A 13,965-nucleotide genomic window follows, 5' to 3' on the forward strand; every position below is an offset into this window, starting at 1 on the left:
ACCTGCGTGCGCCGGCGGCGTACGGCGTCGTTGGGTCCGTACGACGGTCACCACCCGTTGGCCTCGCGCCACCCGGCAAAGAGCACCCAGGCGAGCAGGAAGGCCCAGCCGCCGGTCAGCCGTCGGTGCCCGGAGTGGGGCCGTAGCACGCCCAGCGGACCGCCGACCAAGAGGTAGGCAAGGCTTCCGAGCGGGCCGCACAGCAGGACGATCCATGCCCACGCCCACCGGGTGGCGCGCCACGGCGCGGGGCCGCCGACGAGCAGGAGGAGGACCGACAGCCAGGCGACCAGCGGGAGCAGCGCTCCAGGTCCCGCGACCCGCCAGTCCATGAAGCTCGATGACCCGCCGGCGTAGGAGGCGGAGCTAAGCTCGATGTCCGGATCGATGGCGCGCAGGACAGCTCGAGGGTCACGGTCGGTCACGACCCGCCCGGCCGACGACGGTGGCGCGTCGGCGTCGCGGACGACCACCACCTCGGCATAGCGGTCCACCATCGCGGTCCAGCGCAGCTCCACGGTGCGTCGGCCCTGCCACTGGTCACCGTCGAGGCCGACCACGGCGACCTCAGACACCTCGCCCCGCGCAACTGCGCCAAGGAGGTCGCCGTAGTCGCTGCGCTTCTCGCCGGACGTCACGAAGAGCACGGCGACCAGCACCGCCAGCAGGCCCAAGAACCCGCCGGTCGTCCGCCAGCGGCGCTCGCCCCACCCGTCGTACGCCGTCCGCGCCGGCTGCGCCGTCACCGTCGTCATGCCCTACCCCCGTTGCCGTGATCGGCAGCGTAGTGGGCGACGGAGACGGGCGTCAGGCCTTCTTCGCCGCGGCCTTCGTCGTCTTCTTGGCGGCCGTCTTCTTCGCAGCGGTCTTCTTCGCCGGAGTCTTCTTGGCGGCGGTCTTCTTGGCCGGGGCCTTCTTCGCGCCCTTCTTGGCCGCCTTCTTCGCCGGACCGCGCTCGCGCCGCTCGGCGAGCAGCTCGGCCGCGCGCTCGAGGGTGATCGACTCGACGGTGTCGTCCTTGCGGAGCGTGGCGTTGTACTCGCCGTCGGTGACGTACTCGCCGAAGCGGCCCGCCTTCACGACCACCGGCTGCCCGGAGACGGGGTCGTTGCCGAGCTCCTTGAGCGGCGGGGTGGCCGCACCGCGACCGCGCTGCTTGGGCTGGGCGTAGATCGCCTTGGCCTGGTCGAGGGTGATGTCGAAGATCTGGTCCTCGGAGGTCAGGCTGCGGGAGTCGGTGCCCTTCTTGAGGTAGGGCCCGTAGCGACCGTTCTGCGCGGTGATCTCGGTGCCGTCCTCGTCGGTGCCGACGACGCGGGGCAGGTCGAGGAGCTTGACCGCCTCCTCGAGGGAGACCGTGTCGAGGGTCATCGACTTGAAGAGCGAGCCGGTGCGCGGCTTGGCGCTCTTCGGCGCGTCCTCGGGCAGCACCTCGGTGACGTAGGGGCCGAAGCGACCGTTCTTCGCCACGATCTGGAGGCCGGTCTCGGGGTGGTTGCCGACGACCTGCTCCTCGCCGGCCGGGTTGGCCAGCAGCTCCTTGGCCTTGGCCACGGTGAGCTCGTCGGGCGGGAGGTCGTCGGGGACGTTGGCGCGCACCGGCGCGCCGGCCTCGTCATCGCCCGGGCCCTCGACGTAGGGGCCGTAGCGACCCACGCGGAGGTCGATGCCCTCGCCGATCGGGAAGGTCGCCATCTCCTTGGCGTCGATCTCGCCGAGGTCGGTGACGAGCGTCTTGAGCCCGACCACGTCGCCGGCGCCGTAGTAGAACTCGCCGAGCTCGGTGGCGCGGTCCTTGCGACCGCCCGCGATCTCGTCGAGCACGTCCTCCATCGAGGCGGTGAACTCGTAGGACACCTGGCGCGGGAAGTGCTCCTCCAGCAGCCGGATCACCGAGAAGGCCAGCCACGCCGGCACCAGCGCGGTGCCCTTCTTGTAGACGTAGCCGCGGTTGAGGATGGTGCCGATGATCGAGGCGTACGTCGACGGGCGGCCGATCTCGCGGTCCTCGAGCTCCTTGATCAGCGTCGCCTCGGTGTAGCGCGACGGCGGCTTGGTCTCGTGGCCCTCCGGCGACAGCGTGGCGGCCGAGACCGCAGCACCCTTGGTGAGGTTGGGCAGGCGGGTCTCGGCGTCGTCCTTGCGCTTGGACGCGTCGTCGATGTCCTCGACGTAGGCCTTGAGGAACCCGTGGAAGGTGATCGTGCGACCGCTGGAGCTGAAGACGACGTCGCGCCCGTCGGCCGCGGCGCCGCCGATGCGGATCGTGACCGAGTTGCCGACCGCGTCCTTCATCTGCGAGGCGACGGTGCGCATCCAGATCAGCTCGTAGAGGCGGAACTGCTCGCCCGACAGCCCCGTCTGGGCCGGCGTGCGGAGGGACTCGCCGGCCGGGCGGATGGCCTCGTGCGCCTCCTGGGCGTTCTTGACCTTGGAGGCGTAGGTGCGCGGCGAGTCGGGGAGGTATTCAGCACCGTAGAGCTCGCGGACCTGGTCGCGGGCGGCGCCGACGGCCGCTCCCGACAGGGTCGTGGAGTCCGTACGCATGTAGGTGATGAAGCCGTTCTCGTAGAGCCGCTGCGCGACCGACATCGTCACGCTCGCGCTCATGCCGAGCTTGCGGCTGGCCTCCTGCTGCAGCGTGGTGGTGCGGAAGGGGGCGTACGGCGAGCGGCGGTAGGGCTTGGACTCGACCGAGCGGACGTCGTACGCCGTGTCGGTGAGGCCGGAGGCCAGCGCCTCGGCGTCGGCGCGGCTGAGGTGGACGCGCTCGGCCTTGCCCTTGAGCTCGCCGGTGTTGTCGAAGTCGGAGCCGCGGGCGACGCGGACGTCGTCGACGCTGTAGAGCTTGGCGGGGAACATCCGCGGGTCGTGGCCGGTGCCGGCGTCGAAGGTGGCGTCGAGGTCCCAGTAGGACGCGACGCGGAACTTCATCCGCTCGCGCTCGCGGTCGACGACCAGGCGGGTCGCCACCGACTGCACGCGGCCGGCGGAGAGGCCGGACATGACCTTCTTCCACAGCACCGGGGAGACCTCGTAGCCGTAGAGGCGGTCGAGGATGCGGCGCGCCTCCTGGGCCTCGACGAGGTCGTCATTGATCTGGCGCGGGTTGTCGACCGCGGCGAGGATCGCGGGCTTGGTGATCTCGTGGAAGACCATCCGGTGGACCGGCAGGCCCTTCGGGGGCTTGAGCTCGTCGAGGAGGTGCCAGGCGATCGCCTCGCCCTCGCGGTCCTCATCGGTGGCGAGGTAGAGGGCGTCGGCCTCCTTCACCAGCTTCTTCAGCTTGGCGATGTGGCTCTTCTTGTCGCGGGGCACGACGTAGTAGGGCTCGAACCCGTTGTCGACGTCGACCGCGAGGCGGCCCCACGGCTTGTCCTTGATCTTGGCCGGGGTGTCCGCGGCGTTGTTGGGCAGGTCGCGGATGTGACCGATCGAGGACTCGACGACGTAGTCCGAGCCCAGGTAGCCGCCGATGGTGCGGGCCTTGGCCGGGGACTCGACGATGACGAGCTTTGCCACTTCTGTTGCTCCCTCAGGTGTGCGCTGCGATGTTGCTCAGCGCCGCAACGGTAGCGCCACAACGTCAGTTCGCCACCCCGCGGCGTCCACAGGCCGCCGCGGGGTGGCGTCCGCGGGTGGGTCGCTCAGGCGCCCGACGGCCTGAGCGGGTCGTGCCCGAACGACATCAGCACGTGCCGGATCTGGTCGTCGTACGCCTCCGGCTCGGGCTCGTCCCCGCGCAGGGTGCGCACCTGCTCGACGACGTGGCGCATCGTGTCGACGTCGTCGGGGGTGAGGTCCGTGCGGCGCTTGCCGAGGATCGCCACCACCTGCTCGCCCACCTCCAGCTCGGGCAGCGGTCCGTCGACGGCGGTCACCTCGTCGGACGCCTCGGTGCGCAGCCAGTCGGAGAGCTCGCGCGAGGTCATGTTGACCACGTCGTGGAACTCCTGCCACAGCTCGTCGTCGATCAGGGACTCGGCCATCACTGGTCCTCACCTTCGTTGTGGGTCGGGTCGGGTCGGGTGGAGAAGCGGAGCACCGCGCCCACGCCGTCGGGAAGCGCACCGACGGGGGCGTGCAACGGGAGCAGGTCCGCGTCCTGGCCGAGGGCGGCACGGAACATCGCCTCCTCGAGCACGACGCGTCCCGGCTCCCCGACGCCGAGCGCCCGGAGCTCCTCGGGGTCGGTGGCGAGCAGCAGCGGCGCCGGCCCGGCGTACGCCTCGCGGCCCTCGAGCGCGCCCGCCAGCAGCACCAGCGTCTCCACCTCGCCGCGTCGCAGCGCCTCCAGCGTCTCGGCGACTCCGACGGCCTTGGGCGCGTCGGCGGGGCCGAGGCGGTCGAGCACGTCGTCGATGCGGCGGGCCCGGCACCGCCGGACGGCCGCGGCGACCTCCTCGTCGAGCCGCTCGTCGGAGGCCCCCTCGGCGCGGCTGCCGTGCTCGAGCACCTCGAGGCGCTCGGTCACGTGGCCGGCGACGGACTCGCGGACCCGAGCGACCCCGCGCAAGTCCCCGGTGAGCAGGACCAGGTCCGGGTCCACCTCGCGGACGAGGGTGTCGAGGTCGCCTGCGACCGTGTCGGCGTTGCGGTCCCACGAGTCCTCGGCGCGGGTCTGGAACCGCCGGTGCGACCATCCACCGCCCGGCACCTTGTGCAGCACGTCGTGGTCGCCCTCGCTCACCATCTCGCGCTCGTCCAGGCCCAGCGTGTCGCTCACGGCGATTTCCGCGCCCGAGTGGTCGACCCGGACCAGCACGTAGGACACCACGTCCGCCAGCGCGCGGCCCAGCGGCAGCAGGTGGGCGATCGGGCCGACGTGGTGGTGGTCCTCGGCGCCGCCGCCCAGCACGAGGTCGGTCGCCACCGTGCCGTCCCGTGCGACCACGACCCGCGACGCCTCACCCCCGTGCCCGGTCGGGCGCGCCAGGCGTTCGGCCACCTCGCGCACGGTCGCCTCGTCGGCACCGCTCGCTCCGGCGTCACGCACCAGGTTGGCGATGCGGGTCTCCACCTCCTGCGCGCCGTTCTCCGTGGTCCGGCTGACGTCGACGTAGGCGGTCACCACGTCGCCGTGGAGCTCGGCCGCGGGACGCAGCATGGACAGGGCCTGTCCTCGTCTGTTGGTCATGCGCGGCCTGTACCCACGACCCCGCGGGTCCATGACCCGGCCCACTTACGCACCGTGGGCCTGTGGACGACAGTGCTCCGGGGGCGACCTGTGGACGACCGCGCGCCGGTGTCGGAGCCGCTGCCGACGGTGGACCCACGCCCACGACCCAGGAGGACCGATGTACGACCACCACTACGACCCCTTTCTCTGGCGCGAGCCCCGCGAGCGACTGCACGAGGGCGGCCGGCTCAGCCACCTCGTCTTCGTCGACGGACGGCTCGTCGATGCCTGGAGCGAGCGCGTCGAGGACAGCACGTACGCCGACGTGGCGCGACGCCACGACGAGGACCTGCGGCCCCCGGCCGTCCAGGCCCCGCCGCCGCTCCCGCACCACCAGCAGGCGCTGCGCTGGCTGGACTGCGTGGCCGGCAGCCGCGAGGAGCTGCTGGCGATGACCGGCTCCCCCGTCGCGCTGCCGCGCCTGCGCGACCACCTCGACCCGGTCGCCGACGAGGCGTGGCTGGTCGCCGACGAGCTGCTGGGCGACCTGCGCGAGACACTGCTGCCCGCCGACCTGGCCGCGCCACTGCGGGAGTGCCTGCTGCTCGCCCGTGACCGGCTGCCCGAGCTCGCCGAGCGGATGACGCCCGCCCGGCTCGCGGGAGGCGTCGCCTGGGTCGTCGGCAAGGCCAACGCCGCCATCGGCCCGGAGGGGCCGATCACCCAGGTCCGGGTCGCCGACCTGCTCGGCACCACCTCGCTCAACGCGTGCGGCAACCAGGTCCTCGGACACGTACGCCGCCTCGGCTGGGACAGCGCCCGGCCGTGGTCGTGCGGTGCCCCGGCGCTGCTCGCGGTCGGTCGGGTCGAGCTGCTCGCGGCGTCGGTGCGTCGCGACCTGGTCGAGCTGCGCGACACGTCGCTGGCCGAGCAGGCGCGCGCCGACACAGCGCTCACGCCGGTCGGATGACCTCCAGGAAGCCCTCGCCGACGAGCTCGCGCACGACGGGGAGGTAGGTGCTCCGCAGCTTGTCGGCGTCGGTGTCGGTGAGCTGGGCGAGCGCCCCGAAGAGCTGGCCGACAGCCAGGTCGCCGTCGCACGCGCCGAGGAAGGCAGCCTCGACAGTGTCGGCGGTGCGGGCACGACGGAAGCCGCGCTGCTGGCGCAGCACGATCGCCTCGGGGTCCTCCGCGCCCGGACGGCCGACCGTCTCCTGCTGCACGTCCTCGCGAGCACGCAACGAGGTACCCATCAGCGCCTCGTCGCTGAGGTCGCGCAGGTCGTCCACGGCGGTGCCCCAGTCGTGGATCGCCGGGCCGATGGGCTGCTCGACGTCGTAGCGCCACTCGAGGAGCTCGTGGCGGCCGCTGGCCCCGGCGCCGAGTCGCACGTTGATCCAGCCGAACCCGATGCCCTCGATGCCGGTCTCCTCCAGCCAGGACAGCCAGGTGTCGTAGCGGCGGGCGTAGTCCGGTCCTCCGTGGTGGCCGCTGTCCTTGAGCCACAGCTCGACGTAGGACGCCGGGTCGAGGGTCTCGCGCTGAACGACGAGGGCGTCGCAGTCGGCGCGCAGCCAGGATCCGAGGCGCTCGTCCCAGGGCCGGCCGTCGACGATCGACCAGTTGGCCAGGACCTGCAGCCAGCCGCCGTCGGTGAGGTGGTCGGGGCCGGTGCGCACGATGTGCTCGACCACGCGGTCGCCGGGCAGGCCGGAGTCGCGGTAGACCAGACGCTCGCCGGTCGCCGGTGAGATGACGAAGGGCGGGTTGGTGGCGATCAGGTCGAACTGCTCGCCGGCGACGGGCTCGAAGAAGGAGCCGTCGCGCACGTCGACGGAGACGTCGTTGAGCGCGGCGTTGAGGCGGGTCATCCACAGCGCACGGGCGTTGACATCGGTGGCGACGACGTGGCCCGCGTGGGCTGCGAGGTGCAGCGCCTGGACGCCGCACCCGGTGCCGAGGTCGAGGGCGCGACCGACGGGCTCGCGCATGGTGAGCTGGGCCAGGCTGGTGGACGCGCTCGAGATGCCGAGCACGTGGTCGGGGCCGACCGCGACCGGCGCGCCGTCGAGGCCGGGCGTCAGGTCGGAGACGATCCAGAGGTCACGATCCTCGGTGGCGTAGGGCCGGCAGTCCATCCGCGCGGCGACCTCGCCGACGCTCTGCTCGAGCAGCCCGGCGTTGCAGAGCCGGTCGACCAGGCCGGGCAGCGCCCGCTCCGCCTCGTCGCGCGCCACGGGGGTCTGGAGCAGGAAGAGCCGCACCAGCGTGTCGAGCGCCGAGCCCGACGACGTACGCCGCAGCGCGGGGAGCGTCTCGTTGCGACCGAGCGCGCGGTGCGCGTCCTCGCCGATCGCCTCGGCCACGCGGTCGTAGGTGAAGTCGGCGGCGAGCAGCGCCTCACGGAGCGGGGCGGCGAGGTCGAGGTCGTGGGGCATGGCTCCAGCCTCCCAGACTGGCGTGCCACCATCGGCGGGTGCACGAGCGACCGCCCGACGTGACCGACGACGAGATCCTCGACCTGGTCCGCGCGGAGTGGGACGACCGCGCCGACGCCGTCGAGCACCTTCCCGTCGGCTGGGGCGCGCACCACTGGCGCGTCGAGGTCACCGGCGAGCCGACCCTCTTCCTGACCCTCGACATCGACCTTCCGCGCCACACGCTCGCCAGCCTCGAGGCGGCGTACTCCTCCGCGGCCGCGCTCGACCTCGACTTCGTCTGGCCGTCGCTGCCGACCCGCAGAGGGGCGTACGTCGTCCCTCTCCGCTCACGGAAGGCCAGCGTGACCGGGTGGCTCGACGGGTCGCGCCCGGCCGAGTCGGTGGCCGAGCTGCCCGACCTGCTCGCCCGCCTGCACGCGGCTCAGCCTCCGCCCGGCGCCCGCACCTGGTCGACCGAGGTCGAGCCCCTGCTGGGCGACCGGCTCCGCGACCTGCTCCAGCAGGACTGGTCCGGACCGCTCGGTCCCGCGGCACGCGAGCTGGTCGTCGAGCACCTGTCCCAGGTCGGCGGGTGGGCACGCGAGCACGAGCGCCTGCTCGCCCTTGCCGACCCGTCGCCGTACGTCGTCACGCACGGTGAGCCGCACGTGCGCAACCAGTGGGTCGCGCGCGGTCGGACGTGGCTGATCGACTGGGAGTCGCTGGTGCTCGCGCCGCGCGAGCGGGACCTCGCGACGCTGGTGCACGAGGGCCGCGACGTCGACCACGACCCTCGGATGCTGCGGCTCTTCGACCTCGAGTGGCGCCTCGGTGAGATCTGGTCGTTCGCCCAGTGGCTGCAGGGACCGCACGTCGGGGACGACGACGACCACACCGCGCTCGGCGGGCTCACCGAGGAGCTGACCCGGCCGCACTTCGGCGAGCGCTGAGGCGGGCTTCCCTACCAAAACTGGAGCCTCACCCCCGAAGTTTCGGGGGTGAGGCTCCAGTTTCCCCGGGTACCCGGGGATCGCGACCGAGGGGGGCCGACGCCGAAGCGTCAGGCGTGGTCCGGGTGCGGGTGCGGGGTGAACGACGACGAGCCGGTGTTGTCACCGTCGTCGGCGATCGCCACCTCGCGCCGCTTGGAGACGATCACCGCGCCCGCGATGATCGCGACCGCGACGAGCGCGATCACGATGCGGAGCACGTCGTTCTGGTCGTCACCGACGCTCAGGGAGACGACCGCGCTCGCGATGAGCAGCGAGACGAGGTTCATCACCTTGATCAGCGGGTTGATGGCCGGGCCGGCGGTGTCCTTGAACGGGTCACCGACGGTGTCACCGATGATGGTCGCCTCGTGGGCCGACGAGCCCTTGCCACCGTGGTGGCCGTCCTCGACCAGCTTCTTGGCGTTGTCCCACGCGCCACCCGCGTTGGCCAGGAAGACGGCCATCAGGGTGCCGGTGCCGATGGCGCCGGCGAGGAAGCCGGCCAGGGCGGTCGCACCGAGGCCGAAGCCCACGGCGATCGGCGCCAGGACGGCGAGGATGCCGGGCGTCACGAGCTCGCGCAGCGAGTCCTTGGTGACGATGTCGACGACCTTGCCGTACTCCGGACGACCGGTGCCCTCCATGATCCCGGGGATCTCGCGGAACTGGCGGCGGACCTCCATCACGACCGCCCCGGCAGCGCGGGCGACCGCGTTGATGGCGAGGCCGGAGAAGAGGAACACCACGGCCGCACCGAGCAGCACGCCGACGATGACCGCCGGGTTGAAGACGCTGAAGTCCAGCAGGTAGGCCTCGTCGAGGCCGACATTGGCCTCGGCGAGCGACTCGAACACCGAGGTGGCGTAGGAGCCGAACAGCGCCGTCGCGGCAAGCACCGCCGTGGCGATCGCGATGCCCTTGGTGATGGCCTTCGTGGTGTTGCCGACCGCGTCGAGCTCGGTGAGGATCTGCGCGCCCTCGGGGCTGACGTCGCCCGACATCTCGGCGATGCCCTGCGCGTTGTCGGAGACCGGGCCGAAGGTGTCCATCGCGACGATGACGCCGACGGTGGTCAGCAGGCCGCAGCCGGCCAGGGCCACGGCGAACAGCGACACCGTGAGAGCGGCGCCACCGAGGAGGTAGGCACCAAAGACCGCGGCGCCGATGACGAGGGTCGTGTAGACCGCCGACTCGAAGCCGACCGAGAGGCCGGACAGGATGACGGTGGCCGGGCCGGTGATCGAGGTCTTGCCGACGTCCTTGACGGGGCGGTACTCGGTGCCGGTGTAGTAGCCGGTGAGGGCCAGGATGCCCGCGGACATCACGATGCCGATGACCACTGCGGAGGCGGCGATGAACCGGGGGTCACCCTCGGCGCCGGTGAGGTCGGCGGCGATGTTGGTGAACTCGGAGAAGCTGCTCGGCAGGTAGAGGTAGGACAGCACGACGCTCGCCACGGCCGCGATGCCCGAGGAGATGTAGAACGACTTGTTGATCGTCGTCAGGCCGTTCTCGTCGGCCTTGGGCTTGGTCAGGTAGACGCCCGCGACCGCGGTGAGGGCACCGATGGCCGGGATCAGCAGCGGGAACACGAGGCCCTTGTCGCCGAAGGCCTGCGAGCCGAGGATCAGCGCGGCGACCAGCGTGACGGCGTACGACTCGAAGAGGTCGGCAGCCATGCCGGCACAGTCACCGACGTTGTCGCCCACGTTGTCGGCGATGGTCGCGGCGTTGCGCGGGTCGTCCTCGGGGATTCCCTGCTCGACCTTGCCGACCAGGTCGGCGCCGACGTCGGCGGCCTTGGTGAAGATGCCGCCGCCGACGCGCATGAACATGGCGAGCAGCGCCGCACCGAAGCCGAAGCCCTCGAGCACCTCGGGCGCAGAGGCCTGGAAGAACAGCACGACGAGGCTGGCACCCAGCAGGCCGAGGCCAACGGTCAGCATGCCGACCATCGCGCCGGTGCGCAGGCCGATCGTCATGGCCGGCTCGCGGCCGGTGGACTCGGCAGCTGCCGCGACGCGCAGGTTGGCGCGCACGGCGAGGTTCATCCCGAGATAGCCCACGGCTGCCGAGAAGCCGGCGCCGACGATGAAGAACACCGAGCGGAAGATGCGCACGGTCATGTCGTCGGCCGGCAGCACGAGCAGCGCGAAGAACGCGATCGCCGCGAAGATGGCAAGGGTCCGGAACTGCCGGGTCAGGTAGGCGTTGGCGCCTTCCTGCACGGCCTGGGCGATGGTCTTCATGCTGTCGGTGCCTTCGCCGGCGGCCAGCACCTGGGACCTGAACATCGCGGCCATCCCGAGCGCGCCGAGCGCGATCAGGGCGACGACGACGACCAGGACCAAGTTGCTGCCTTCGAGCTCCGGCTTCACGACCGCGGGCAGGATCCCCGTCATGCGCGTCCTCCTAGGACTGTGAACGTCAACCTCGAACGCGCCGGAGTCTACGCAGACGTGACCCAGATCACGTGGCGGCGTGACCTACGCCACACCGGGCGACCAGACCGGCGCACGACAAACCCCTCCGAACCTGCTCGGAGGGGTGAGGTGGAGCGGCGCAAGAAGCGTCAGGCGCCGGGCGCGAGGCCGACGGCGTCGTGGATGACGAAGACCTTGGCCAGGCCGGTGATGCGGAAGATCTTGAGCAGGCGCTCCTGGGTGCAGACCAGGTCGAGCGACCCGTCGTGGGCGCGGACCTTCTTCAGCCCCCCGACCAGCACACCGAGGCCGGTGGAGTCGAGGAACTCGACGGCCTCGAGGTCGATGACGATGTCGTAGGTGCCGGCGCCGACGAGGTCGGTGATGCAGTCGCGCAGCTTGGGTGCGGTGTAGACGTCGATCTCCCCGCCGACGGCCACGACGGCGCGGCCGTCCACCTCGCGCGTAGCAAGGGTGAGATCCACGACTGCTCCCCGGTCCCCGAACTCGTTCGGACAGTGCGTCTGCGGGCACGCGAGTGCCCCTTGTTCTTTCCGGGTGGTATCAAACCACGAGTCACAAGGGTTGCGCAGGAGTCCCCGGCACTTGGGAACGGGCCACGCGCACCGCTCACCGTCGCAGGCGTTTGCCAGACTGCGTGGGTGAGCCACTCCCCAGTCCGCGCGCTGCCCTCGGTCGACGCGCTGGTCCGACGGCTGACGGGGGTGCCGGGGCGTGAGGAGCGGCTGCAGCACCTCGAGGTGCTGCCGGCCCGTGAGGCGGTCCACGAGGACTGGCCGGACTGGGTGCCCGACGACGTACGCGGCGCCTTCGCCGCCCAGGGCGTGGCCCGTCCGTGGCGCCACCAGGTCGTCGCCGCCGACGCCGCGCACGCCGGCGACCACGTCATCGTCGCCACCGGGACCGCGTCCGGGAAGTCGCTGGCCTACCAGGTGCCGGGCCTGTCGGCGATCCGCGCGGCCCGCGGCCCCCGCGGCGAGCGGGGCGCCTCGGTGCTCTACCTCGCGCCGACCAAGGCGCTGGCGCACGACCAGCTCGCCGGCCTGGAGTCGCTGCGCCTCGACGTACGCCTCTCCGCGCACGACGGCGACAGCTCGCGCGAGGAGCGGGACTGGACCCGCGACCACGCGGAGTACGTCCTGACGAACCCCGACATGCTGCACCGCTCACTGCTCCCCTCGCACCACCGCTGGGCGCGGCTGCTCGGGTCGGTGAAGTACGTCGTGGTCGACGAGTGCCACCACTACCGCGGGGTCTTCGGCGCGCACGTCTCCCACGTGCTGCGGCGCCTGCGACGCGTGTGCGCGATGTACGGCGCGCACCCGACCTTCGTGCTCGCCTCGGCCACTGTCGCGCAGCCGGAGGTGACCGCGTCGCGGTTGACCGGGCTCGACGTCGTCGCGCTGACCCGCGACGACTCGCCGCGCGGCAGGGTGTCGCTGCTCCTGTGGGAGCCGCCCTTCACCTCGCACGCCGGGGAGAACGGCGCCCCCGTGCGGCGCGCCGCGTCGTCGGAGGTCGCCGACCTGTTGGCCGACCTCGTCGCCGAGGACGTGCGCACCCTGGCCTTCATCCGCTCGCGCCGCGGCGCCGAGCAGGTGGCATCGACCGCCGCCGAGCTGCTCGCCGAGGTCGACCCGTCGCTGCCGGGACGCGTCGCGGCCTACCGCGGCGGCTACCTACCGGAGGAGCGCCGGGCACTGGAGTCGGCGCTGCGACGCGGCGACCTCGTCGGGCTCGCCGCCACCAACGCGCTCGAGCTCGGCATCGACATCAGCGGCCTCGACGCGGTCCTGATCGCCGGCTTCCCCGGCACCCGTGCGGCCTTCTGGCAACAGGTCGGGCGCGCCGGCCGCGGCGCGCAGGACGCGCTCGGCGTGCTGGTGGCCAAGGACGACCCGCTCGACACCTACCTCGTCACCCACCCCGAGATGCTCATCGGGGCGCCGGTCGAGGCGTCGGTCTTCGACCCGTCCAACCCGCACGTCATGGGCCCGCACCTGTGCGCGGCGGCGCAGGAGGCGCCCCTCACCGAGGTGGACCTGCCGCTCTTCGGGACGACGGCACGCGAGGTCCTGGACCGGCTCGTCGAGCTCGGACTCCTGCGGCGGCGCCCGCGCGGCTGGTTCTGGACCGACTCCGGACGCGCGGCCGACCTCGCCGACATCCGCTCGGCGGGCGGGTCGCCGGTGCAGCTGGTCGAGGCCGACACGGGCCGTGTGGTCGGCACGGTCGACGCCGGTGGCGCGCACAACCAGGCGCACCCGGGCGCGGTCTACGTCCACCAGGGCGAGACCTGGCTGGTCGAGGAGCTCGACCTCGAGCACCACGTTGCGACGATGCGGCGCGACGAGCCGGCGTACAGCACCACGGCGCGCGAGACCACCGACATCAGCATCGTCGCCACCCACGAGCGCCGGTCGTGGGGCGGCTGCGAGCTCGCGCTCGGCGAGGTCGACGTGTCTCACCAGGTCGTGTCCTTCCTCAAGCGTCGCCAGCCCGGCGGGGAGGTGCTCGCCGAGGAGCCGCTCGACCTGCCCGAGCGGACCTTGCGCACGAGCGCCGTCTGGTGGACGGTCCCCGACGACGTGGTCACCGAGTCGGGCGTCCCGATGCTCGACGTGCCGGGCGCGGCGCACGCCGCCGAGCACTGCTCGATCGGCCTCCTCCCCCTCTTCGCCACGTGCGACCGGTGGGACATCGGCGGGGTCTCGACCGCCCGCCACGCCGACACGGGCCTGCTCACCGTCTTCGTGTACGACGGCCACCCGGGCGGCGCGGGTTTCGCCGAGCGGGGCTTCCGCACCGCGGTGGCGTGGTTGTCGGCCACCCGCGAGGCGATCGCGAGCTGCGAGTGCGCGAGCGGGTGCCCGTCGTGCATCCAGTCACCGAAGTGCGGCAACCAGAACAACCCCCTCGACAAGCCCGGCGCCATCGCCCTGCTGGACGCCCTCCTCGCGGGTGCACCCCGCGAGGGGGAATGACGCTAG

The 13,965-nt window shown here is 72.2% G+C and carries 10 protein-coding genes; 3 read left to right on the plus strand and 7 right to left on the minus strand.

The window, feature by feature from the left end; translation table 11 throughout:
- Window positions 1-47 precede the first annotated feature (47 nt).
- The 4 genes from IRX98_RS02140 to IRX98_RS02155 form a co-directional block, all read right to left on the minus strand.
- Window positions 48-755, minus strand: a complete 708-nt coding sequence (locus tag IRX98_RS02140; protein ID WP_224273497.1) for a hypothetical protein — start codon at window positions 753-755, stop codon at window positions 48-50.
- A gap of 52 nt (window positions 756-807) precedes the next feature.
- Window positions 808-3,522, minus strand: a complete 2,715-nt coding sequence (gene topA, locus IRX98_RS02145) for a type I DNA topoisomerase (protein WP_224273498.1) — start codon at window positions 3,520-3,522, stop codon at window positions 808-810.
- 125 nt (window positions 3,523-3,647) lie between these two features.
- The gene (locus IRX98_RS02150; protein WP_224273499.1) at window positions 3,648-3,989 is read right to left on the minus strand and encodes a DUF3140 domain-containing protein; all 342 of its coding nucleotides are present in this window, start codon (window positions 3,987-3,989) and stop codon (window positions 3,648-3,650) included.
- Window positions 3,989-5,137, minus strand: coding sequence for a baeRF2 domain-containing protein (locus IRX98_RS02155; protein WP_224273500.1), 1,149 nt, complete (start codon window positions 5,135-5,137; stop codon window positions 3,989-3,991). The genes IRX98_RS02150 and IRX98_RS02155 overlap by 1 nt, the downstream gene beginning before the upstream one ends.
- 160 nt (window positions 5,138-5,297) lie before the next feature.
- On the opposite strand from IRX98_RS02155, the gene IRX98_RS02160 reads away from it, so the two are divergent.
- Complete coding sequence (locus IRX98_RS02160) at window positions 5,298-6,089, plus strand: hypothetical protein (RefSeq protein WP_224273501.1); 792 nt, start codon at window positions 5,298-5,300, stop codon at window positions 6,087-6,089.
- Here IRX98_RS02160 and IRX98_RS02165 read toward each other — a convergent pair.
- Window positions 6,073-7,557, minus strand: coding sequence for a DUF7059 domain-containing protein (locus IRX98_RS02165; protein WP_224273503.1), 1,485 nt, complete (start codon window positions 7,555-7,557; stop codon window positions 6,073-6,075). The genes IRX98_RS02160 and IRX98_RS02165 overlap by 17 nt on opposite strands.
- A 38-nt stretch (window positions 7,558-7,595) precedes the next feature.
- Here IRX98_RS02165 and IRX98_RS02170 point away from each other — a divergent pair, with 38 nt between their 5' ends.
- Window positions 7,596-8,489, plus strand: coding sequence for an aminoglycoside phosphotransferase/kinase family protein (locus tag IRX98_RS02170; RefSeq protein ID WP_224273505.1), 894 nt, complete (start codon window positions 7,596-7,598; stop codon window positions 8,487-8,489).
- Window positions 8,490-8,599: 110 nt separating this feature from the next.
- On the opposite strand, the gene IRX98_RS02175 is transcribed toward IRX98_RS02170, so the two are convergent.
- Entirely contained in the window at window positions 8,600-10,933 is a 2,334-nt protein-coding gene (locus tag IRX98_RS02175; RefSeq protein ID WP_224273507.1) for a sodium-translocating pyrophosphatase, read from the minus strand.
- Window positions 10,934-11,103: 170 nt separating this feature from the next.
- Complete coding sequence (locus IRX98_RS02180; protein WP_224273509.1) at window positions 11,104-11,439, minus strand: anti-sigma factor antagonist; 336 nt, start codon at window positions 11,437-11,439, stop codon at window positions 11,104-11,106.
- Between the two features lie 177 nt (window positions 11,440-11,616).
- Between IRX98_RS02180 and sftH the strand changes: the two genes are divergently transcribed.
- Window positions 11,617-13,959 carry a DEAD/DEAH box helicase gene (sftH, locus tag IRX98_RS02185; RefSeq protein WP_224273510.1) on the plus strand — a complete coding sequence of 781 codons (2,343 nt, stop codon included), beginning with the start codon at window positions 11,617-11,619 and terminating at the stop codon, window positions 13,957-13,959.
- Window positions 13,960-13,965: the final 6 nt, after the last annotated feature.

It is taken from the genome of Nocardioides lacusdianchii, assembly GCF_020102855.1.
Taxonomy (GTDB): domain Bacteria; phylum Actinomycetota; class Actinomycetes; order Propionibacteriales; family Nocardioidaceae; genus Nocardioides; species Nocardioides lacusdianchii.